This is a genomic window from Syntrophothermus lipocalidus DSM 12680, assembly GCF_000092405.1.
Lineage (GTDB): Bacteria > Bacillota > Syntrophomonadia > Syntrophomonadales > Syntrophothermaceae > Syntrophothermus > Syntrophothermus lipocalidus.
Genome location: NC_014220.1, coordinates 2,376,358 through 2,399,182, shown reverse-complemented (window position 1 = coordinate 2,399,182; position 22,825 = coordinate 2,376,358). Strand labels below are relative to the sequence as shown.

Here is a 22,825-nt window from a genome sequence, read left to right as displayed (position 1 = left end):
GATGGGGTGAAACTGCCGTTGCCGCGGGTTTTAGGCAGAGGCGTAGCGAGGAGGGAGGTTATCAACATCGGAGTGGAGGAGATAAGGGGCAATCCTTATCAACCGCGACAGGCAATTGACGAGTTGGAACTGCGGGACTTGGCGCAGTCGATCCAAGAGTACGGGGTGATTCAGCCGATTATTGTACGGAAGATGAAGGAAGGCTACCAGCTGGTGGCCGGTGAACGCCGGTTAAAGGCTTGTATGATGGCGGGCTGGAAGGAGGTACCTGCCATTGTATGTGATATGGAGGAGGAAGAGGCGGCAGCCGTTAGTCTGATTGAGAACTTACAGCGAAAGGAACTAAACTTCCTTGAGGAAGCTAGGGCGTATGCTCGTTTGATCGGGGAATTTGGGCTGACGCAGGAAGAACTAGCGCGGCGGGTAGGGAAGAGCCAGGCCGCGATAGCCAATAAACTCAGGTTGTTGCGCCTGCCGGGGGAGGTGCAGGACCTGCTCAGGCAGGGAGGGGTAAGCGAGAGGCATGCCAGGGCCTTGCTTAAGTTGGATAGTGTAGAGGAGCAGGTAGAGGTTGTTCGGAAGATTATCGAAAAAGAGCTTACGGTGAAGGAGGCCGAGGCGCTGATCGACAAAATAAGACAGGGTATTTCCCGGGAAATAAAGGGTGGTGAAAAGCGACGAAGTTTATCGATGTTTATCAGAGATGCGCGGATATATGTTAACACTATTAGAGAAACGGTTTATCGTGCCCGTGAGGCAGGAGTCAATATGGTGTTGTTAGAAACGGAGCGGGAAGACGAGTACGAGTTGGTGATTAGAGTTCCCAAGAGAAGAAGAGAATCGGGATAGGGGTATTAGGGGCTGGCTAGGTAAGGGGCGAGATGAAAGAAAGTAACAAGAAACGAATATGGAATCAATGACTTACGAGAAGGTATGGCAAAGGAGACGTGTAAGCGGGGCGTGGGAGTACTCGATTGGGTGCCAAGAGGGAGAGGCAGGGACTCCTACTTTAATAGCCAGTTTGGTTGTCTTTGCCGGGAGGGCGCCGAGAAGGGAAAGCTGGGGACATGTTGCGAGGAATCGTTTGAGTGAGGGATGTGGGAGAGGATGGGCAGAGTAATTGCGATAGCCAACCAAAAAGGTGGGGTCGGGAAAACAACGACGGCCGTCAACCTGTCTTCGTGTTTGGCTTTGGAGGGGAAAAAGGTTCTACTGGTGGATATTGACCCCCAGGGTAATGCTACTAGCGGGCTAGGGATTGACAGGCGAAAGATACAGTCCTGCATCTACAACGTGTTGATGGAAGAACTCGCGGCGCAGGGCGTAGTTGTAAGAACCCGGGTAAGGAACTTGGATGTACTTCCGGCGACGATACAATTAGCGGGGGCAGAAGTAGAATTGGCGGGAATGGATGCCCGAGAATTTAGGCTGAGGAAGGGCCTTGAAAACATCAGACGGAACTATGATTTCGTCTACATAGACTGCCCGCCTTCGTTAGGACTGCTGACCGTCAACGCCTTGGCGGCCGCAGATTCGGTTATGATACCTATCCAGTGTGAGTACTACGCGCTGGAAGGGTTGAGTCAGTTGATGCATACCATAACGCTTATTAAAAAACGTATAAATCCAGGGCTTCAGCTAGAGGGAGTCTTGTTAACGATGTTCGATGGGCGAACAAACCTGTCGATTCAAGTGGTGGATGAGGTGAAGAGGCATTTTCGCAGGCAAATGTATAAGACGATTATACCTCGAAATGTGCGCCTGAGCGAGGCACCGAGCTACGGGAAACCCATCGTCCTTTACGATGCGCGGTCGAGGGGTGCTGAGGTTTATCAAGACCTAGCAAAGGAGGTTTTGGAGCGTGGGTAGGAGAGGGCTGGGCCGGGGTTTAGATGCTTTAATTGGAACGGAGGAATCTGACTTCGAGCGGGATTCGTTGGAGTTGGATATCGGACTCGTGCAACCGCGGGGACGCCAGCCACGCAAAAAGTTTGAGGATGAGAGCATGGCAGAGTTGGCGGCGTCAATTCGGGAACACGGAGTGCTGCAGCCCATAGTCGTCAGGCCCGTGGAAGCTGGGAAATACGAGGTGGTGGCGGGAGAGAGGCGGCTGCGGGCGGCAGGGATGGTGGGGTTGGAACGTATCCCTGTGGTCATAAGAGAAATTGGGGAACACGAGGCCTCAGAGCTGGCCCTTATCGAGAACCTTCAGAGGGAGGATCTGAGCCCGGTTGAAGAAGCACTGGCCTTTCGGGAAATGATCGAACAATACGGGTACACCCAGGAGAAACTGGCGGAAAGGATTGGCAAGAGCAGATCATATGTGGCGAACGCACTGCGAATACTTAATCTTTGTTCGGAAGTAAGAGACATGGTAGAAAGAGGGGAGCTAAGTGCGGGACACGCACGCGCGATTTTAGGTGTGGCGAAGGACGAGAAGGAACAGGTCAAGATAGCACGGCGAATCGTGCGGTTTGGGCTATCTGTAAGAGATGTAGAGGGGGTAAAGAAGAAAGAGACGGGGAGGCATGAGCCGAGAGAATCTGAGCTGGTGGACCTGGAAGAACGATTGCAGGAGCGGCTGGGAACCAAGGCCAGTGTGAAAAGAAACCGTCGAGGTGGGAGGATCGAGATTTTTTTCTATAACGATGAGGATCTGATGAGAATAGTCGACATACTGAATTTGTAGGATGCGGGGCGCCGAGGTCGAACGGGGAGAAGTTTTGAGCGCTGAAAAAGGGGCTGTTTGTATACATCGAATCAGAGGAGGCGCCTCGGTGGGAACGGGGCGATGCAAGAGAGGACCGAGAGGTGAGGCTTCAAGCGACCCTGGAGACGTAGAAATAGAAACAGCTTAACAATTGGGTAACATATGGGCAGGCGTGCCCGGAGTGTATTGCTCGTGAGCCGCTGGCAGCGGAGTGTCCCGCGGTGGCAAGCATATACTCCGGTTGCTATGCGGGGGCACCGCTGGGCTTCGGAAGGGACTACGGCTGAGGGTGCTGAATGTTTCACGTGAAACATCGGGGATAATTGCATTATTTTACGGCATCATATCCGTTCCAAGAACGCCACAAACGGCCTTCCCGGGAGAGGGCACCGGCCCCCCTGCCGGAGGTACAGCCTCCGCAATTCCAATTGCAAGGAACCCTGGACGGGGGCGCCAGCGCTGCGTTCTCACAGACTGTTTCACATAAAGTTACCGACAAAGCCAAGACCACACGAACCTGCCTACGCCCCTTCAGAGCTATCTGCCAAACCCAAGCTGATAACCGCAGCAGACACCGCCTCTCGATAAACCACATCCAAAGACAGGTCCCGCGCCAAGGCTATGGAGCGGCAATCCTCAAACTCGGGAGATATCTTCGGAGCCCTTCCGCTAAGGTAGGCCACCTTTACCCTGACCTCACCCCATCTTGTGGATACCGTAATGATTTCTCTCTTTAACACCACCCGAGAAACCGTCTGGCAACGAACACCCAAAGTAGACGTATGTTCGAGGAGTAACGCAGCAACTTCCTGTCCCAGCCCCGCAGGTGCAATCACCGTCACCAAACAGCCCGGCCGCCCCTTTTTCATGTACACCGGGGTGTAAAAATAGTCGAGGGCAGCCGAATCCGCCAGCCTCTCGCTCAGAAACGAATAGAACTCCGGAACCATGTCATCTACTTGCGTTTCCAAAATATCCACCAGTTCCGTGAAAATCCCATCCTCCGACGGGGAATCCCCGATAACAACCCGGACAACGTTAGGGACATCCGGCCTCTCACGGTGTCCTGCCCCGTACCCGAAGCGCTGAGGAGACATCGGGGGCAGGGGGCCAAATTCTTCTACCATGCTCCGCAGCAAGGCTGCCCCGGTGGGGGTAACGAGCTCAAAAGGTGCCTCGCAACCGTAACATGGAACGCCCTGCAACAACTCGGCAGTAGCCGGCGCAGGCACCGGGTAGGTGCCATGCTCCAACGTGACAAATCCACGATTCCAAGGGATGTGAGAGGCAAAGACCCGGTCGATCCTCAGCAGATACAAGGCCAAAAAACACCCTACTACATCAACTATGGTATCTAAAGCGCCAATCTCATGGAAATGAACCTCGTCCACGGGAATGCCGTGCACCTTGGCCTCCGCCAAGGCTAAACGGCGGAAGGTTTTGAGCGACTGAGCTATCACCGGCCCGGGCAGGTTGCCACCGTTTAGAATCCGCTCTATCTTCGCCAGATTACGAAACTCGGCCCCACGCTCGCTTCCTATCCAAACCCTGGTAGCACTAACCCCCTTGACCCTCACCTTAGAGGTTGCAATGGAGACCGGAGGAATTGCGAGCGAATTGATCCCGGCCTCGACCTCAGAAACATCCGCGCCGGAGTCCACTAAAGCGGCCAACAACATATCCCCCGAGACTCCTGAAAAACAATCAATATAGGCTATTCTCACGCGACAACACCCTTTCCTTCTGTCAGATGTCGGGCGACTACGAATTAACACAACGGGACCTAAAGCAGCAACCTCCCCGAAGGTTTTACAAAGCCCCCGCGGCCTGCTATCATTTTATCAGAACTTATCTGGGGGACACGACAATGCTCGATGCTTATCACTGGCTAAACAGCCAAAGCCTTTCTATCGCCGCGGCGCTGTTCGCGTTACTGATACTGGTAAACATTATTACCCTTTGGCAGGTCAGAGCCTACCGCCGCCGGGTAAGGGTCTTTGAAACCCTATTCAAGGACTACTGTGGGCCAGGAATAGAGGATGTTCTAGAGGAAATCAGGCGGCTTGAGCACGAAAACCGGCGCCAAATTCATCGCTTGGAGGAAAGGGTGGAAAGTATCGAAGGGCGTCTCCCCGCGATGCTAAGTACCCTGCGGGTGATACGGTATAAGGCATTCCCCGAGGTCGGGGGAGACCTGTCCTTTTCCCTAGCGCTCTTGTCAGAGCGCGGAGACGGAGCTGTAATTACGGGATTGCATGGACGCGAGTATTCAATGGTATGGGCTAAACCCGTCCAAGCCTTCTCGTCCTCTTACCAATTGAGTGAAGAAGAACAGGCCGTACTGAGGATGGCTCAGAACAGGGGATGACGCGATGCCTCGCCGAAGAAGATCCGTACGCGACCGCAGCATCACTGTAATACTGCTATCAGGAAGCATCTCTCCGATTCGCCGCCTCTCGCTATCACCTAAGGGCGCTTGGGCTTTGGCAATACTATCGATGGCGATGATAATTTCCCTGTTCTGCATGGGGATCACCCTGGTAACGTTTAGGAACGACATGCGAAATATACGATCCATAAAGGAGGATAACCAGGCCAAGACAGAGCAACTGATGACGCTACAGGAACAACTCCGTTCACTAGAGAAAGAAAAAGAGAACATCGAGAGGGAGCAGTCGGAGATAAAACGCCTGATGGGAATTCGAACAGCCCGCCCGTCTTCAAGCGCAACCCCTTCTCGGTCCGGAATAATGCTAGATCGCAAGTCAGATCCCGGTAATTTGGCTTCAGTTATGGGGCGGGAAATAGAACGGATGCTGTCCTCGTTTAATACTACTAAAATCGAGCTAACAGAACTCCGAGACCAGGTCCTGGCCAACCGGGAATACTACCTGGCTCGTCCCAACTCCTGGCCGGTTATTGGCCAAATTACATCTACCTACGGAATCAGGAAATCACCATTTAGCAGACGCACTGAACAGCACAGCGGTTTAGACATCGCAGCCAATAGCGGCACACCTGTCCGGGCCGCAGCGTCCGGCACGGTAGTCTGCGCCGGCTTTGACCGGGTTTACGGACGACTCATAAAAGTGGATCACGGCAACGGCTATGTAACCTGGTATGGGCACAACCAAGTAATACTGGTCCAGGTGGGAGAGAAAGTGGAGAAGGGGCAGGTGATCGCCCGGGTCGGGTGCTCGGGAAGAAGTAGCGGACCTCACCTCCATTTCGCTATCCAGGGCAAAAACGGTTTTGTAGACCCCGAGTCCTATCTCGCAAAAACGGAGAGATGAATCATGGTGTTAAAGAGAAAAAAGCAGCGCGAATTCGGTGACATTGACACGATTATTTCTCATCGCCTAAGGATAGAAGGCAATCTCCACGGCGAAGGGTCTATCCGCGCCGACGGAATCATCGAAGGCGATGTAGATCTGAGGGGCGACCTCATAATCGGGGATAAGGGCACCATCAAAGGAAATATTCAAGCCGATAACGTACTGATTGCCGGAAGGGTGGAGGGTTCTATCAACGCCAGGGGGCGGGCGGAAATATTGGCCTCGGGCGAAGTACAAGGAGACATCACCAGCCAGGCTCTGGTTATTGAGGAAGGAGGTTGCTTCACAGGGACCTCCCGGATGCTGCGAGGGACCAACAAGGAGAAAACAGGAACGAAGACTGACTCCTGAGCCCGATCTTAATTCGAAAGCAGGCCATTCAAAGGAGGAGGCAAAGATGTTCCGAAATCGAAAGGAAGCCGGCGAGCAATTAGCAGAATTTCTGAGGGAAAAGGAAGCAGACTTCGATTTGGTACTGGGAATACCTCGCGGAGGTGTAGTAGTAGCCTATCCTATCGCTCAGAAATATGGTTGTCCGCTAGACGTAGTGATCGCCCGCAAAATAGGGTCTCCTTCCGACCCCGAGTATGCCATAGGAGCAGTAACGCCCGACGGAGAAATACTGGTCGATGAGAACCTGCTAATGTTTCTACACCTCGACAAAAACCAGTTCGAACAAGCGGCTAAGCATGTCCACCAGGAGATAAACTGGCGACTAACCGCATACCGGGGCGGGCGGCCCGCTCTGTCCATAGAAGGGAAAAGGGTTCTCCTCGTCGATGACGGCATAGCAACGGGATTTACCGTAAGAGCCGCAATTGCATACCTCCGCCGTCAGGGAGCTAGCTACATAGCAGTGGCAACTCCGGTAGCAGCTCCCGATACCTACAGCTCCCTCAAGAGACTTGCCGACGACGTGTTCTGCTTGCACGTTCCCTCAGTTTTCTACGCAGTGGGCCAGTTTTACGAGGATTTTTCGGCAACGAGCGACCAAGAAGTGATAAGCTTACTACAGGCAATCTGAGGAAATTCTTCGCGCCTCATACAGCACAGGGGAAGACAGATTGGGGCCCCAGCTTCTGTTTTTGCCCGCCACGCCGTCTTCAAACACCGCAGGGAAAGAGGGAACGGTGAGCCTGCCATAGGCCAACCGCAATAACCTCCGCCATTTGGTATACTAGATGAAGACGAGTATTCTGCAGGACCAGGTGTTCCAGAAAACCAGCCACATTTACAACACCAGAGATGTGCAGTTCCCCAACCGGTGGGAGTTCTTTTTTTACTGCACTGCCAGGATAGATTTGGCCGGGACGCACGTTGATGTAGCCGACCCGGTCTGTTCTTCCCAAACAAGCATCCAAAGCTACCACGAAAGGGTCGACATGGCGAGCATTAACGTCGGCCAGGGTTTGAACGAGATTGGTCGCATGTACGGGAGAAGCAAGAGTTCCGTACACGGACGCGCCAGGGATACCAAGTCCAACTAGCCTGGTTCCAACCAAGGGTCCCAAGCTGTCTCCCGTGGATCGATCCGTTCCGATACACAGAATAACCACTTCTCTGCGTAAGCGCGGGTTTAGTTCGAGGGTGAGTCGAAGATACGCGTCCCTAATATGCGCGGCACATAAAGAATCCTCAAAATGCCAAGAATACCCTATCCCAGGGTCAGCTACGGTCCCCGCCAAGGGGACTTCTAACACAGGTTCAATGAAAGTTTGAATTATTCGCCTACCACGCGTCATCTTCCGCCATTCCATAATTCCACGCGCCCGTTTTTCCAGATTGTTGCCTTTTTCCCACCCATTTATTCGGCATTTATAGCGTGTGATGAAGATATATTTTCTATAGACGGAACTTGGAAACGGGGTGAGGGGATTCAATAGGCAAGCGTGGGCGGTCGCCATGGGCTACATCGGGGCGGTGGTAGGGGCAGGCTTTGCCTCCGGGCAGGAGATAGTCCAGTTCTTTGTTGTGTTTGACAGGTACGGGCTTTACGGTGTGCTTTTGTCAGGAGCCCTTTTTGCCGCCATGGGTGCCCTGTTATTCTATATTTGCCATAGATCCAGAATAAACGGATATCAACGCGTGATAAGAACGCTTTTCGGGCCAAGGTGGGGAAAGCTGACCGACACGCTTTTTTCTCTCTTTTTGTTCCTGGGCGTTTGTACCATGTTCTCTGCCAGCGGGGCTGTCTTCTATGAACACCTCTACCTTAACAAAACGCTGGGCATCGGACTGACCTATCTAGCAACCATCCTGTTGTTAGCAGGGGGGGTGCGAGGGCTGGTATTTTCCTACAATCTTTTAGTTCCAATTAAAATTCTGCTATTATTATCAATAGCAGGTTGTGGAGCGTTCGGAATGAAAAACTATGCCCAGATACCGGCGGCATATGCGCCCTTGTTCGGCTATCAGTATTGGGCGATGGCGGCGGTTTTGTACGTTGCCTATAATTTTGCGTTGGCAACTGCGGTCTTGCCCGAGTACCAGCCGCTGGTTAACATGAGGAACGGAACAGCCGGGGCTATTGGCGGGGGCCTCGGCCTGGGGCTTATGCTTTGTATTTATTACCTGGCTTTATCAAATTTCAGTCCCGCGGTTTTGCACTATGAGGTTCCGATGCTACTCATAGCTGGACAAGTTGGGACCGGGGCCAAATTGGCATACGTCTGCGTTTTATGGATAGGGATTTTGACAACGGCTCTAGCCAACGGCTACGGCCTGGCTCAACGGGTGTCAGACTTGACAGGGATACCGTATAGCGCCAGCCTCTGTCTGATAATGACGGCGGCTCTACCTTTATCGTTTCGCAGCTTCGCCTCCCTGGTCGGGACGGTTTATCCTTTGTTCGGTTTGTTGGGAATATCGATTATGGCCGGGGTCATATACCGGTTTGTTAAGGTATTAAGTAGTCCAGATATACAGAAGGGATAAGGAGCAAGAAGGAGCTCAGGATTATGACGGGGACAGAACATTCCGGCTGTTGCGGCAATGTTTGGGTAGTCTCGTGAAGAGGGGGAACGGTTTTCTATGAACACTCTACGCAACATACCGGCCATCGATGAGATTTTGTTAGATCCGAGGGTCAAGAAAATAGAAGAGTCCGTCTCGCGGGAACTGGTTGTGAAGAAACTACGCGAAGTAGTGGAAAACACGAGAACCATGCTTCGCAACGACAATGTCTCCCTGTCACGACTCGAGATTACGGATATGGTCGTGACTAAACTTCAACAAGAGCTAAATCGAGTCACCAAGCCCACGCTCAACAAAGTAATCAATGCAACCGGGGTTGTTTTGCACACGAATCTGGGAAGGGCTTTGCTGGCACCCCCGGCGGTGCAATACCTGACCGAGATTGCGGGGGCATACGTGAATCTGGAAATCGACCTGGACACGGGAGAAAGAGGGTCGCGGTATGTCCATGTAGAGGACCTGCTTATCAATATAACCGGGGCCGAAGCCGCTTTAGTGGTTAACAACAATGCAGCCGCAGTATTGCTGGTGTTGAACACGATGGCGAATGGTCGTGACGTGATTGTATCGCGCGGGCAACTGGTAGAAATAGGGGGTTCGTTTCGAATTCCTGAAGTGATGAAAGCCAGCGGAGCCAGGTTGGTAGAGGTTGGCACTACCAATAAGACGTACCTCAGGGATTACGAAGAGGCAATCGACGAGAACACGGCCTTGCTTCTAACTGTGCACCCTTCCAACTACCGTATCCTTGGGTTTACTTCTGAGGTGACCTTAGAAGAGCTGGCGGAACTAGGTAGGAAAACTGGTCTTCCCGTAGTTCAAGACTTGGGGAGCGGCGTGTTGTGTGACCTAAAAGAATGGGGACTGCCAGGGGAACCGACGGTGAAAGAATGTATTGCCCGAGGGGCTGACGTCGTTACCTTCAGCGGTGACAAACTGCTGGGGGGGCCCCAGGCCGGTATCATTGTGGGGAAGCGACAGCACGTGGAAGCTATGAAACGGAACCAATTGACGCGTGCTCTTAGGGTGGATAAACTCACGATCGCGGCCTTAGAGGCTACCCTGGTCGAGTACTTAGCGGGGAAGCCCAACCGGACTATTCCTACTTTGCAGATGTTGACGGTTGATGAGGACACGTTGCACGACCGGGCCCAGCGGCTGTGCGGGATTCTGACAGAAAGTATCGGGGCGACCAGCCCGGTCAAGACTATTCAGGTGGTGAGGACCGAGGATCGGGTTGGTGGGGGCGCTTATCCAACCCACGGGCTGCCCGGGTTTGCCGTAGAGGTCACTTTTGAAGATGGGGTTTTAACGAATATTGCCAGAGCTCTTAGACTCGGTGAGCCGGCAATTTTAACCAGACTCCGCGATAACGCTATGCTCTTTAGTGTTCGCACTTTACTGGAGGGCGATTATGACCTAATAGCTACTAGAATGCGGGAGATAGTGAAAGGGTGAGGGGTACTTGCAAAGAATCATCATAGGCACCGCCGGGCACATTGACCATGGCAAGACAACCCTGGTGAAAGCTTTAACGGGGGTTGACACAGACCGCTTGAAAGAAGAAAAACAGCGCGGGATTTCGATAGAGCTCGGATTTGCCCCCCTGGATTTTCCTAATGGGCAGAGGGCTGGCATAGTGGATGTTCCCGGTCACGAAAGGTTTATACGACAAATGCTGGCCGGGGCCTCAGGGGTAGACCTGATCATTCTAGTCATAGCCGCCGACGAAGGGGTTATGCCCCAAACCCGCGAACACCTGGATATTATTGAATTGCTTGGAATAGAGCGCGGAGTGGTAGCTATTACCAAGAAGGATTTGGTAGATGAGGATTGGCTGATGCTGGTGGAAGAAGAGGTGCGAGAGTACCTGGACAAGACTGTTCTTAAGGAGGCCCCCATAATTCCTGTCTCGTCTGTAACCGGGGAAGGGATACCGGAACTCTTGAAGACACTGGAGGAGATGGCAAAAGATGTTTCCGGCAAGCCGGTTGTAGGCAAGGTTCGTCTCCCCGTAGACAGGGTGTTCACGATGACTGGTTTTGGAACAGTTGTCACGGGTACGTTGTGGTCAGGAGAGATTAGGGTTGGGGATACGCTCGAGATACTCCCTTCACTTAAACAGGTCCGGGTACGCAACCTCCAGGTCCACGGGCAAAAAGTGGAGAAGGCATTGGCAGGGCAGCGAGTAGCGGCCAACCTCCAGGGAATAGAAGTAGAGGAGATGAGACGAGGCTATGTCTTGGCAACACCAGGTTTTCTAAGACCTTCATATCGCGTAGATACGGTGTTCCGTCTGCTTAGTTCCAGCCCCTGGAAGGTCAAGAACTGGACTCGTATCCGTTTCCACTTGGGCACAGACGAAGCTCTCGGTCGGATAGTGTTGCTGGACAGAGATGAGCTTTTTCCTGGGCAGGAAACCTATGCTCAGATAGTGCTAGAAAAACCGATAGTCGCGTACCAGCAAGACCGATTTGTGGTGCGTTTCTATTCTCCTGTAACCACTATAGGTGGTGGAAAAGTCATAGATCCGCACCCCCCTAAGCAAAAAAGGTTTAGAGAGGACGTTTTGGCTCAGCTGGCGGTGAAAGAAGAAGGGAGTATCCTTGAAGTAATTACACAGGAGTTAGAATCTAGCCCCGACGCCGTCCTCGACGTGGCCGACCTGGCGCGAGAAGTAGGAGAAGATGAACAAGAAGTCCGTCGGGGGCTGGCTACTCTGCTGGAGGAGGCCAGGGTTGAAAAGGTAGAGATAGAGGGAAGGGAGTTTTATCTGACTCGCAATAGATTAGAACAAATGGCACAGCAGACACGGCAAGTGTTGGCGGATTTTCATCTTCGTCATCCTTTGCGCCGCGGGTATCCACGGGAGGAATTACGGACCCGGCTGTTCAAGAATTATCAAGCTAAGGTAGCCGGAGCCTTGATGCAGTTGATGGAGCGAAGAGGGTTTATTAAAACAGAAGCTAACTACGTAGCCTTGCCCGAGCACTACCCGACTCCTACGGTCGACCAGCAGAAGGCGGTAGACTTGATTTTGCAGGAGTTTGGCAAGCAGCCTTTTTCTCCCCCGGAGGTAAAAGAGCTGACGGCTTTAGTAAGACTGGAGCAGGAAGAATTTAACGAGGTTTTTGGCTATCTCTTGGAGCAAGGCAAGTTGGTCAAAGCCTCGGACAACACCTACTTTTCGGCCGAGGCGATAGAACAGGGTAAGAAAATTTTAGAGGAGTATTTTCAAACCAACCGCGAGCTGGGGCTTGCGACCGCTCGGGATCTTTTCAACAGCTCCCGAAAGTACACTTTGCCGCTTATGGAATACTACGACCGGATCCGGTTCACCAAGCGGGTAGGCGACGTGAGGGTAAGGTTTAAATAGGCTCTCCCTGCCATGGAAAAAGGAATCGGCCTGTTGGATGTAGAAGAGACTTCTCAAGGTTTTATATGGTTCATGGAGTCTAGGAGGCATTTATGGCAAGAATTGGTATACCGAGAACCCTGGCTTATTTTCTTTATTTCCCTTTCTGCAGGGAATTTTTCGGTTCGTTGGGGCATGAGGTTGTGACATCTCCTCCGACTTCCAAACTGATACTCGATGAAGGAATGAAAGAGGCGGTGAGTGAGGCCTGTATCCCTATCAAGGTCTTTCACGGCCATGTTAAGAGCTTAATCGGACAAGTAGATTATATATTTGCTCCCAGGCTGGTCTCGCTGAGAAAATTCGGAGACTTTGGAACAGAAACTTTTTGTCCGAAGTTTCTTGGGCTTCCGGATATGTTAAAGGCCTCGGTCAGTAATCTCCCCGATATTATTGACACGCGTATTGATCTGAAGAGAGGTTGGCGTGAAATAGTAAGGGTAGGTATGGAAATTGGTAAGATTTTAGGGGCGTCCAGAAGCAAGGTATGGTGGGCTTTAGCCCGGGCTCAAATGGTGCAAAAACGGTTTCAGCGATTGTTGCTGAGAGGACTCATGCCGGAAGAAGCGATGGAGATAGTATTCGATTCTACCTCTACGTTGGCGGCGTTCCAAAAGTTACAGCCAGAATTTCGTGTGGCAGTGGTCGGGTACCCCTATTTGATATACGACACGTTTCTCAACGTTGGGCTACTGGACATATTGCGCCGCGAAAACGTGGCTGTATATACCCAGGATATGCTGTCGTGGCACAAGCTCAAGGCTGCAGTTCGGGGTTTCCCCAAACACCTTTTTTGGTTTTTTTCAAACCGCGCTCTGGAAGGAGCTCTTCATTTTATGGGGAGAAAAGAAGTTGACGGAGTGATTCACGTGACCGCATTTGCTTGTGGACCTGATGCTATGGTTGATCGTTTAATGGAACTGGAGGCCAAGAAACGCGGACAGATCCCGTTCATGTCGATTATGGTGGACGAGCATACCGGTGAAGCCGGGATACGGACTCGGATAGAAGCCTTTGTGGACATGTTGCGCTACCGGAGGGCAAAAAATGAAGATTAGCTTTCCCCGGATGGGGTATTCATACATTGCTTTTAAATGGTTAATAGAGAACATCGGGCACGAGTGTGTGGTTCCGCCGGAACCCAGCAAACGGACCCTCGACCTTGGGGTTAGATACGCACCTGAGTTCGCCTGTATTCCTTTCAAAATACTTTTGGGGACCTACCTGGAAGTGGCGGAAATGGGGGCGGAACTGGTTATAACTTCGGGCGGAGTAGGTCCGTGTCGGGCAGGATATTATTGGGTTATGCACCAGAATTTGCTCGCTGACCTGGGGGTCAACCTCAAGGTCATAGGATTCGAACCACCATTGCACCACATAGGCGATTTTTGGAACAAACTCAAGCTGGTCTGGAAAACCGGGGGGAAGTCGTTTAAGGAGTTTATTGGAGCCTTGCACATTACCTGGGAGAAGCTGAAAGCCATTGATGACCTGGAGATGCTGTCGTTCAAGGTTCGACCCTATGAGATAAACCGGGGGGAGACTACTCGGACCCTTTGGAAAGCATTAGAGATGATAGATCAAGCTTCTACTTTTCAGACAATAGCCGAAGCCCGAAATGAAGGGATGCTGCTGCTGAATTCGGTGAGTCAAGATCCCAGCCGGGATCCGTTGAAAGTGGGTATAATCGGCGAGATATATGTCGTTTTAGAACCGGCGGCTAACCATTACCTGCAGATAATGCTCGGTGAGGCTGGGGTAGAAATCGACCGTTCCATTTACATAACAGGTTATTGTGGTCGAAACACGATTCGTACGCCGGACCGGGAACTCTTCGCTTTAGCTCGTCCCTATCTCAATGAAGCGCCTATTGGGGGACATGGAACCAACAGTATAGGCGAAACGGTGTTGTACGCCCGTCGTGGTTTTGATGGGGTCATACAACTCGCGCCTTTTGCCTGTATTCCAGAAGTCGTGGCGAAGAGTATCCTACCGCGGGTTAGCCGGGAATTGGACATACCGGTATTGACGTTCTTTATCGACGAGCAGACCGGCAAAGCCGGTATCCAGACACGAATAGAAGCTTTTATCGACCTTTTACAGAAAAGAAGGGAAAGAAGACGAATGCAGGCAGGGAAGTTGGCGGGATGAAGGGAAAGAGGGCTATGATCAAGGGATATCTAGGAGTAGACGTGGGATCCGTTAGCACCAACGTGGTAGTGATAGGAGAAGATGGTTCGGTTTTGGCCAGGCAGTACTTGCGTACCAATGGCAGACCTATTGAGACGGTTCAAAGAGGCGTAAGCCTTGTCGGCGAAGAGGTAGAGAAAGAAGTGATGATTGTTGGCTCGGGAACGACCGGCAGTGCTCGCTATCTGAGCAGCATGATAATCGGCGCTGACATTGTTAAGAATGAAATAACGGCTCACGCTGTAGCTGCCTTGGCGGTAAATCCGGAGGTGCAGACCATAATAGAAATAGGGGGACAGGATTCTAAGATAATCATCCTGCGTGATGGGGTAGTCATCGATTTTGCCATGAACACGGTCTGTGCAGCAGGTACAGGCTCTTTTCTGGATCAACAAGCAGCCAGGCTCAGGATACCGATTGAAGAGTTCGGCGACTTCGCTTTGAAGGCCAAGAATCCGGTGCGGATTGCGGGTAGGTGCGCGGTGTTTGCCGAATCGGACATGATTCACAAACAACAATTGGGGTACAATACAGAAGACATAATTGCCGGCTTGTGCGAGGCATTGGTTCGCAATTACCTTAACAACGTGGGAAAGGGTAAGGAAATACTTCCCCCGGTGTTGTTCCAAGGAGGAGTTGCCGCCAACCGAGGATTGGTCAAAGCATTTGAGAAATACTTGGGCATGGAAGTCATTGTACCGGAGAACTATGACGTGATGGGAGCAGTCGGCGCCGCTTTGTTGGCCAAAGAGGCGGTTGCCAGGAAGAGAAAAACGGCTTTTAAGGGTTTCAGAATTGGTGATGTCAGTTTTAGAACGACCAGTTTTGAATGCAAGGGTTGCTCCAACCTATGCGAAGTAGTACAGTTTTACGAAGGAGAAGAACTCGTGGCGCGTTGGGGTGATCGCTGCGGACGCTGGGAGGTACAAGCTTCTTGATGAGTCTGGGAAAAAGGAAAGGAGGGGGAACGGGACACTAAGAATGCAGGGCGGATTGCTCAGTACAAAACATAGGAGGGAAGAAGGATGAAAGTCAGTAAAAGGCTGGCGGTGTTATTGTTACTGGTATTTGTGGTTAGCATTGTGGCTGGGTGCCAGTCCAAGACTACAGAGAACCAGCCGGAAACGCCGAAGGCTCCTACCGAGACCAAAGAGCCCATCAAAGTAGGAGTTAATGTGGAGTTGTCAGGCGGGGTAGCTTCTTACGGGACTAACTGTAGAAACGGCGTGGTCCTGGCCTTTGACGAGATTAACAAGGCCGGGGGAGTTGACGGACGGACTATCGACTATGTCATAATGGATTGCAAGTCGGACAGCGCGGAAGCTACCAACGTTGCGGCGAGGCTTGTAGGACAAAAAGTAGTGGCTTTGATCGGACCGCTGGTAACAGGCAGTGTCCTGGGAGCTGAGCCGATTGCTTCGAAAAACAAGATACCGCTTATAGCCCCCGCAGCTACCGCGATGGCGGCTACAGTAGATGAAAAAACCGGAAAGACTAAGGAATTTGTCTTCCGCACATGCTTTATTGATCCCTTCCAGGGCGGATTAATGGGCAATTACGCCTATGATACCTTGAAGGCGAAAAAAGCGGCCATTCTGATGGACACGAGCACCGACTACTCAAAAGGGTTGGCTAAGGCTTTTAAGGAAGCATTTGTGGGCAAAGGCGGTACCATTGTAGCTGAAGAAGGCTATGTGAAGAACGACAAAGACTTCAAAGCCACCCTTACTAAGATCAAGAATAAGGCACCAGATGTAATCTATGTACCGGGCTACTATAACGAGGCCGGTTTGATAATCAAACAAGCTCGTGAATTAGGAATAACTGTGCCTATCCTGGGTGGGGACGGCTGGGATTCTGCCGAACTGGTGAACATTGCCGGGGCTAAGGCGTTAAACAACACCTTCTTTACCAATCATTACTCGTCTGCGGATAAGGACCCCAAAGTGGTGAAGTTTGTCAAGGCGTATGAAGCGGCCTACAAGACTACCCCAGACGCCTTCGCTGCTTTGGGTTACGACAGCGCCTATCTGCTAGTGGATGCTATCAAGCGGGCCGGCAGTACCGACGGGGTCAAAATAAAAGAAGCTTTGGCTGCTACCAAGGATTTCTCGGGCGTGACCGGAACGTTTTCGATGGACGAGCAGCATAATCCTGTAAAATCGGCAGTGCTGATCGAGATGGTTGACGGGAAACAGGTGGTTAAGACAAAGATCCAGCCCTAGTTATGAAACGAACAGAGGAAGGGGTTCTCTCCCTTCCTCTGTTCAAGTTAGAATGGACGCAGAAGAACGCAAATCTTAAATTGCCTTAGAGTCTGCATCGCCTAGCACCTAAACTGGAGACGGAAGCCGGAGGGGAAATGTATTGTATGAATTCCTGCAGCAACTGGTAAACGGAATATCACTCGGGTCAATATACGCTTTGATCGCGCTCGGTTACACCATGGTGTACGGGATAATCAACCTGATTAACTTTGCTCACGGCGATGTGATGATGGTCGGGGCTTTTATAGGCTTTTTTTCTATAACCGCTCTGGGTACTGGTGTTTTCCCGGCTATGGTTATGGCCATGGCGTGTTGTGCTGTTCTGGGAGTGGTTATCGAAAAACTAGCTTACAAGCCTTTGCGGAACTCTACCCGTATAGCGGCATTGATAACTGCCATCGGGGTTTCCCTGTTTCTTGAATACGGTACTATCTGGCTCTTGACTCCCCAGCAGCGTTCATTTCCGGCCGGAACCTTTCCCGAAAGATACTTTTATTTCTTCTCCAACAAGCTGGTGATTACAAATCGAGACGTCTTCGTTTTGGTCAGTGCGGTGATCTTGATGTTATTTTTGCAGTATATCGTCAAAAGAACGAAGATCGGTAAAGCAATGAGGGCCGTTTCCCAGAATCAGGAAGCAGCGATGTTGATGGGAATCGATGTAGACAAAACCATATCCTTTACTTTTGCTATAGGTTCGGCTCTAGCCGCTGCGGCGGGTGTGATGGTGGGAGTATACTACAACACCATTGATCCACTGATGGGGATAGTGCCAGGGCTTAAGGCTTTCGTAGCAGCGGTTTTAGGAGGCATTGGTATTATCCCAGGGGCTATGGTTGGTGGCTTTCTCATGGGGGTGCTCGAATCACTGGTGAGCGGTTACGGGAGCAGCTTATACAGGGATGCAGTTGCGTTTGCGGTTCTCATTATTATCCTGCTTGTCAAACCTGCCGGCATATTTGGCAAGGATGAAGGGGAAAAAGTGTAGGTGATAGAGTTTGGATAAGTCGAAGCCTAATTGGAGCGCATACTTATCAATTTCAGTTTTATTGGTAGCCATGTTTTTCCTGGTACAGTATCTTATCAACGCTCAGTTGCTGGATGTTTATTACCAGATTAACCTGTTTATGATGGGGATAAACATCATTTTAGCAGTGAGCTTGAATCTTATAACCGGCTTTACCGGGCAGCTATCCTTGGGTCACGCTGGGTTCATGGCAGTAGGGGCTTATGTGGCGGCTGTTATGACGAGCAAGCTGGGATACTCGTTGCCGGTGGCAGTGCTGAGCGGCTGTATTGCTGCGGGAGTAGCAGGCGTTTTAATAGGCGTCCCTACCCTCCGCTTGAAAGGCGACTACCTGGCTATCGCTACTCTAGGGTTCGGGGAGATAGTGAGGGTTGTGCTTTTGAACATCGATTACGTCGGGGGGGCGGCCGGGCTAATCGGAATAGCCCAGTTAACCAATTGGACGTGGCTCTTTTTTTCCGTGTTAGTGACCTTGTTGTTTATCCAAAACCTGATAAATTCCAGTTATGGTAGGGCGTGTTTGGCCGTGCGGGAGAACGAGGTCGCGGCAGAGATGATGGGAGTGGATACCACCAAATATAAAATACTCGCTTTCACAGTAGGGGCTTTTTTTGCCGGCTTGGCCGGTGCTTTATATGCCCACTACTTCTTTATCATTCAACCCGGGACGTTCAGCTTTTTCCGGTCATTTGACGTTCTGGTCATGGTGGTGCTGGGAGGCTTAGGCAGCACCACAGGAGCCGTATTGGCGGCCGTATTCCTTACGATACTGTCAGCTGGCCTCCAGAGTTTTCCGGAGATCCGAATGGTGATATACTCGGTAGTTTTGATCGTAACCATGATCTACCGGCCCCAGGGCTTGATGGGGAACAAAGAAATATCGCTTCGGATCTTCCGCAGAGTGAGGGGTGAGGACCGTGGCGCTACTCGAAGTGAAGAACCTCTATAAGTCGTTCGGGGGTCTTAGCGCTCTGGTGGACTTCAACATGATGATTGAAGAAGGGGAACTAGTAGGCTTGATCGGTCCTAACGGAGCAGGCAAAACCACGGTCTTCAACCTCGTAACCGGCGTGTATCGTCCTGACCGGGGCTCGATTATGATGGAGGGAAGATCGCTTGTAGGTAGGAAGCCTCACGACATATGTCGAACTGGTATTGCGAGGACCTTTCAGAACATCAGGTTGTTCGGGGGGCTTTCAGTTATCGACAATGTGAGAATTTCCTTTCACAAAGACGTTCCTTATTCACTGCCTGCGGCAGTGCTGCGCTTGCCGGTCTTTATACGTGGCGAGGGGTGGATGGACAAAAAGGCTTCCAAATACCTAGAGTTGTTGGGTTTGCTAGAAAAGAAGGATGAATTAGCCAAAAACCTTCCTTACGGAGACCAACGCCGACTGGAGATAGCGAGAGCCCTGGCCACGAATCCAAAATTGGTGATATTAGACGAACCTGCAGCGGGGATGAATCCTCAGGAAACCCAGGAACTCATGAAGCTGATTCTCAGCTTGCGGGATGAATTTAAGTTAACCATATTGCTAATCGAACACGATATGTCCCTGGTTATGGGCTTGTGTGAAAGAATCCTGGTTTTGGACTATGGGCGTACAATTGCCGAAGGCAGACCTGAAGAGATTAAGAACAACCCTCGCGTTATCGAAGCTTACCTGGGAGAGGAAGTGGTTTAGATGTTGCGTATAGACAATATCAATGTTTACTATGGGGCCATTCATGCGCTAAAGAACGTGTCTCTGGAGGTTGAAGCAGGAGCCATAGTAACCCTTATAGGAGCAAACGGTGCAGGAAAGACCACGACCTTGAAGACCATATCCGGAATCTTGCGTCCCAGATCAGGATCTGTGATATTTGAAAACCGCGATATAACTAAGCTTCCTCCACAGGCGATAGTGGGGCTGGGGATTTGCCAGGTACCGGAGGGGCGAAGGATATTCCCTTCAATGTCGGTTTTGGAGAACCTGGAAATGGGAGCTTATCTACGCAAGGACAAACAAGGTATAAAGACAGATATGGAAATGGTTTTTTCCAGGTTTCCACGCCTTGAGGAGCGAAAGAAACAGATTGCCGGGACTTTGAGCGGGGGGGAACAGCAGATGCTGGCCATTGGCCGGGCCTTAATGGCTAGGCCACGGCTTATGTTGCTGGATGAACCTTCAATGGGTCTGGCGCCCCTTTTGGTGAGGGAGATTTTCGATATCATCAAAGATATCAATTCCCAGGGAACTACCATTCTCTTGGTCGAACAAAACGCGCATATGGCCTTATCAATTGCCGATAAGGCTTATGTTTTGGAAACCGGAGAAATAGTCCTTGAAGGAGCTGCGAGGGACCTTATGGAGAGCGAAGAGGTGAAAAAAGCTTACCTGGGAGGATGAAAAGGCGTGAGTCTAGACAAGGAGGGGTTGCACAGTGAAGGTCAAAGACAAAATGACTCCCAACCCGATCGTCATTGCTCTAGATACGACCGTAGCTGAGGCCATGCAGTTGATGAGGGATCACAGTATAAGGCGTCTACCAGTCATGAACCGGGGGAAGTTGGTAGGAATCGTCACCGAGAGGGACCTGAGCGAGGTTTCTCCATCGCCTGCAACGTCCCTGAGTGTTTTCGAAATCAACTATCTTCTAGCCAAGACCAAGATAAAAGACATCCTTCCCAAGAACAGCCAGGTAATAACCGTCAGCCCGGACACTTTCATCGAAGAAGCAGCCCGCCTCATGCGCGCCCACAAGGTTGGCGGCATCCCGGTGATGGAAAACGGAAAACTGGTAGGGATAATCACGGAGACAAACATATTCGATGCGCTGATTGACATGCTCGGAGTCTACCGCAAAGGCACCCGTATTGACATGAAGGTAGAGGATAGGGTTGGAGTCGTGGCCGAGATATCAAGCATCATAGCCTCGAAAAGCATTAACATAGAAAATATCGTGCTTTACCCTGACCTGGCTCGCGGTGATTATAATCTAATTCTGCGCATCGACACCGAGGATCCGCAGGAAGTACTGGAAGAACTTAAGCACAGAGGGTACGAAATAAAGTCAGTCTTTGTAAAACGCTGATTTTCGTTGAGAAACTTGTTGGTTTCGATATAATGATAAAGGACCTGTAAAAAATCGTGGAAGCGGATCGGTTCTGGTGGGCCGCCTGGACTTCAAATCCAGTCTGCGCCGCAGTGGTCCTGCGGTGGGTGGGTTCGATTCCCACACGCTTCCGCCATTTTTTCGTTAGACGCAGATTTACGCAGACTCTCATGACACTTGGCGGTGTTACGGTTTTAGAGAATAAAAGCAGTGTTACACCACGTTGGGGAGTGTTCCACAAAATACAGTAAAGTTAATCTGCCCCGAAAATAGCCACAGATGCACACAGCCCGGCACTCAGCCTGGACTTTATTATCGATGAGCGTTCAACTACAATATTGAAGTTGTGTTTCACTTCTAGCCACCTGAGTGCCCGGGACAGATGTTCACAGATGATTATAGAATTGGTATTATTGATTGCCGCGTTGTTAGGAAGCCTCTGTGAATTTTCATTCTCTAGTGGTGACTCGGATGAGAGTCATAAAGGTCTGCGTTAATCAGGGTCTTAATTTTGGAGCATGAGAGTTAGAACTTTACTCATCTCTTTTTTGAGGGTAGCCGATGACCAGCGAAGCCATCTTTACGGTAAAGGTAGCGTCTTCGATGGCTGTAATTGCGTCCTGGACTGAGTATTCCTCCGTCGGGATGAAGTCTATATCGCCGTAAAAGGCAAATTCTCTTTCTTTGCGCAACCACTTCGATATCCCTGCCAGTTTAGCAGCGTTAGCCTCGACTTCATCGGGAAGGCGATCCTTGTACTCCACGATAAGGTACCCTACATCGTGCTGTTTGGGGGGGTCTATCCCTATTTGTCTCAAGATACCTTTCAAAGCCAGCTCGACTACCTCTTGGGCCTCCCGAACTACGTCAGAGTAAGCTTCTTCCGATAGCAGTACGTCGAGTATCTTCAGCCTTTTTGTGGCTTTGATCAGGTAGCTTTGAGCCAGCGTGGCCGCGTTCATATTTCTACCTTCTCCCCTGGTTTATAGTCTTTCTTGAGCACCCAGTACCACGCTCCTTTACGGTAGTGTTTAGCAGCTCCCAATTCGGCCAGCCGTTCTTTCTGTTTGCGCAAGAAACTCGCCAAAAAACCTCCTTGATCGTAGAGGATCCTGGCGTCTTCGATCATGTCCAAAAAGAGCAGGCTTCCAGCCAAGACTTCGTTTCTGTCCTTCAGTACAGGTGACAAGTCAACGGAGATGTGATTCAGTTGCGGAAGATGAGCTTTCATCTCTTCTTCCACCCGAACGAACTCTGCCATTCTCTTCATCCGACCCCGCGGCATGTCATCCGCCACCAGTAAAAGGTCAATATCCGAATCCGGGCGAGGAGTACCGCGTCCTACGGATCCGAACACTGCCAGCGACACAAGCCGGTCACCATAGACCTCCTTTGTTGCCCGTAAGAGGGCGTGCAAGGCCACCTCAAACTCTTCTCTAAACATAAGGGGAGCCGCCTCCCGATGTTGCTCGTTTATTCCCTTTCCTCTACTGTTTCTATTGTACCTAACATTGTCAACAAATACCAGCCCAGCCCTGAACTCACAAACTTGTTCAGGTTGGCAGGCGCGTTGCGAGAATGAGTTATATGTTCCGGTACAAACGGAAGGGAAAAAGTGCTACAATGAGGACAAAATTCCTGTCCTACCCGGCCTTGTTAAAAGAAAGAACGAAGGCTGGCGGGAAAAAACCTATCCATGCTTTCTTAGGAATTGTGAATGGCCCAGAAAACTGGGTTCGATGGAGGGCAAAGGTTAAGCTTTGATGCAGAGTATTATAATGATTGCCGATCCACACAATAATACAGAATAGC

At 51.0% G+C, this 22,825-nt stretch carries 23 protein-coding genes and 1 tRNA gene; 20 read left to right on the top strand and 4 right to left on the bottom strand.

What is annotated here, in order from left to right; genetic code table 11:
- Window positions 1–6 precede the first annotated feature (6 nt).
- From noc to SLIP_RS11795, 3 genes are all read left to right on the top strand, one after another.
- A complete protein-coding gene (gene noc, locus SLIP_RS11805; protein ID WP_013176515.1) occupies window positions 7–849 on the top strand; it encodes a nucleoid occlusion protein in 843 nt (280 codons plus the stop codon).
- Between the two features lie 258 nt (window positions 850–1,107).
- Window positions 1,108–1,869 (top strand): ParA family protein, encoded by a 762-nt coding sequence (locus tag SLIP_RS11800; RefSeq protein ID WP_013176514.1) that lies wholly within the window; start codon window positions 1,108–1,110, stop codon window positions 1,867–1,869.
- Window positions 1,862–2,689 carry a ParB/RepB/Spo0J family partition protein gene (locus SLIP_RS11795; protein ID WP_013176513.1) on the top strand — a complete coding sequence of 276 codons (828 nt, stop codon included), beginning with the start codon at window positions 1,862–1,864 and terminating at the stop codon, window positions 2,687–2,689. The genes SLIP_RS11800 and SLIP_RS11795 overlap by 8 nt, the downstream gene beginning before the upstream one ends.
- Before the next feature lie 542 nt (window positions 2,690–3,231).
- On the opposite strand, the gene larC is transcribed toward SLIP_RS11795, so the two are convergent.
- Window positions 3,232–4,434, bottom strand: coding sequence for a nickel pincer cofactor biosynthesis protein LarC (larC, locus tag SLIP_RS11790; protein WP_013176512.1), 1,203 nt, complete (start codon window positions 4,432–4,434; stop codon window positions 3,232–3,234).
- A gap of 143 nt (window positions 4,435–4,577) precedes the next feature.
- On the opposite strand from larC, the gene SLIP_RS11785 reads away from it, so the two are divergent.
- From SLIP_RS11785 to SLIP_RS11770, 4 genes are read left to right on the top strand one after another with little or no spacing between them, the layout of a single operon-like run.
- Window positions 4,578–5,078, top strand: coding sequence for a DUF4446 family protein (locus SLIP_RS11785; RefSeq protein WP_013176511.1), 501 nt, complete (start codon window positions 4,578–4,580; stop codon window positions 5,076–5,078).
- Window positions 5,079–5,082: 4 nt separating this feature from the next.
- Window positions 5,083–6,003, top strand: coding sequence for a M23 family metallopeptidase (locus tag SLIP_RS11780; RefSeq protein ID WP_013176510.1), 921 nt, complete (start codon window positions 5,083–5,085; stop codon window positions 6,001–6,003).
- A gap of 3 nt (window positions 6,004–6,006) precedes the next feature.
- Window positions 6,007–6,396, top strand: coding sequence for a bactofilin family protein (locus SLIP_RS11775; RefSeq protein ID WP_013176509.1), 390 nt, complete (start codon window positions 6,007–6,009; stop codon window positions 6,394–6,396).
- A gap of 46 nt (window positions 6,397–6,442) precedes the next feature.
- Window positions 6,443–7,069: a phosphoribosyltransferase gene (locus SLIP_RS11770; RefSeq protein ID WP_013176508.1), complete on the top strand. Its 627-nt coding sequence runs from the start codon at window positions 6,443–6,445 to the stop codon at window positions 7,067–7,069.
- A 79-nt stretch (window positions 7,070–7,148) separates the two neighbouring features.
- On the opposite strand, the gene yyaC is transcribed toward SLIP_RS11770, so the two are convergent.
- Window positions 7,149–7,787 (bottom strand): spore protease YyaC, encoded by a 639-nt coding sequence (yyaC, locus tag SLIP_RS11765; protein ID WP_013176507.1) that lies wholly within the window; start codon window positions 7,785–7,787, stop codon window positions 7,149–7,151.
- Window positions 7,788–7,947: 160 nt separating this feature from the next.
- Between yyaC and SLIP_RS11760 the strand changes: the two genes are divergently transcribed.
- From SLIP_RS11760 to SLIP_RS12645, 13 genes are all read left to right on the top strand, one after another.
- On the top strand, window positions 7,948–8,979 hold the full coding sequence (locus tag SLIP_RS11760) for a YkvI family membrane protein (RefSeq protein ID WP_148216579.1): 1,032 nt from the start codon (window positions 7,948–7,950) through the stop codon (window positions 8,977–8,979).
- 96 nt (window positions 8,980–9,075) lie between these two features.
- Complete coding sequence (selA, locus tag SLIP_RS11755; RefSeq protein ID WP_013176505.1) at window positions 9,076–10,476, top strand: L-seryl-tRNA(Sec) selenium transferase; 1,401 nt, start codon at window positions 9,076–9,078, stop codon at window positions 10,474–10,476.
- Between the two features lie 7 nt (window positions 10,477–10,483).
- The gene (gene selB / locus SLIP_RS11750) at window positions 10,484–12,394 is read left to right on the top strand and encodes a selenocysteine-specific translation elongation factor (protein ID WP_013176504.1); all 1,911 of its coding nucleotides are present in this window, start codon (window positions 10,484–10,486) and stop codon (window positions 12,392–12,394) included.
- A 92-nt stretch (window positions 12,395–12,486) separates the two neighbouring features.
- A complete protein-coding gene (locus tag SLIP_RS11745) occupies window positions 12,487–13,491 on the top strand; it encodes an acyl-CoA dehydratase activase-related protein (protein ID WP_013176503.1) in 1,005 nt (334 codons plus the stop codon).
- Window positions 13,481–14,584 (top strand): hypothetical protein, encoded by a 1,104-nt coding sequence (locus tag SLIP_RS11740; RefSeq protein WP_013176502.1) that lies wholly within the window; start codon window positions 13,481–13,483, stop codon window positions 14,582–14,584. Before SLIP_RS11745 ends, SLIP_RS11740 begins: the two co-directional genes overlap by 11 nt.
- Entirely contained in the window at window positions 14,581–15,561 is a 981-nt protein-coding gene (locus SLIP_RS11735; RefSeq protein WP_013176501.1) for an acyl-CoA dehydratase activase, read from the top strand. Before SLIP_RS11740 ends, SLIP_RS11735 begins: the two co-directional genes overlap by 4 nt.
- 87 nt (window positions 15,562–15,648) lie before the next feature.
- Entirely contained in the window at window positions 15,649–16,848 is a 1,200-nt protein-coding gene (locus SLIP_RS11730; protein ID WP_013176500.1) for an ABC transporter substrate-binding protein, read from the top strand.
- Between the two features lie 142 nt (window positions 16,849–16,990).
- Window positions 16,991–17,878 (top strand): branched-chain amino acid ABC transporter permease, encoded by an 888-nt coding sequence (locus SLIP_RS11725; RefSeq protein ID WP_013176499.1) that lies wholly within the window; start codon window positions 16,991–16,993, stop codon window positions 17,876–17,878.
- Window positions 17,879–17,888: 10 nt separating this feature from the next.
- On the top strand, window positions 17,889–18,866 hold the full coding sequence (locus SLIP_RS11720; protein ID WP_013176498.1) for a branched-chain amino acid ABC transporter permease: 978 nt from the start codon (window positions 17,889–17,891) through the stop codon (window positions 18,864–18,866).
- A complete protein-coding gene (locus SLIP_RS11715) occupies window positions 18,835–19,602 on the top strand; it encodes an ABC transporter ATP-binding protein (RefSeq protein ID WP_013176497.1) in 768 nt (255 codons plus the stop codon). Before SLIP_RS11720 ends, SLIP_RS11715 begins: the two co-directional genes overlap by 32 nt.
- On the top strand, window positions 19,603–20,307 hold the full coding sequence (locus tag SLIP_RS11710; protein ID WP_013176496.1) for an ABC transporter ATP-binding protein: 705 nt from the start codon (window positions 19,603–19,605) through the stop codon (window positions 20,305–20,307).
- A 34-nt stretch (window positions 20,308–20,341) separates the two neighbouring features.
- Window positions 20,342–20,992 carry a CBS and ACT domain-containing protein gene (locus SLIP_RS11705; protein WP_013176495.1) on the top strand — a complete coding sequence of 217 codons (651 nt, stop codon included), beginning with the start codon at window positions 20,342–20,344 and terminating at the stop codon, window positions 20,990–20,992.
- A gap of 58 nt (window positions 20,993–21,050) precedes the next feature.
- Window positions 21,051–21,149 (top strand) — tRNA-Sec (locus tag SLIP_RS12645).
- A 397-nt stretch (window positions 21,150–21,546) separates the two neighbouring features.
- Here SLIP_RS12645 and SLIP_RS11700 read toward each other — a convergent pair.
- Both SLIP_RS11700 and SLIP_RS11695 read right to left on the bottom strand, forming a co-directional pair.
- Entirely contained in the window at window positions 21,547–21,975 is a 429-nt protein-coding gene (locus SLIP_RS11700; RefSeq protein ID WP_013176494.1) for a HEPN domain-containing protein, read from the bottom strand.
- On the bottom strand, window positions 21,972–22,457 hold the full coding sequence (locus SLIP_RS11695; protein ID WP_013176493.1) for a nucleotidyltransferase family protein: 486 nt from the start codon (window positions 22,455–22,457) through the stop codon (window positions 21,972–21,974). Before SLIP_RS11695 ends, SLIP_RS11700 begins: the two co-directional genes overlap by 4 nt.
- Window positions 22,458–22,825: the final 368 nt, after the last annotated feature.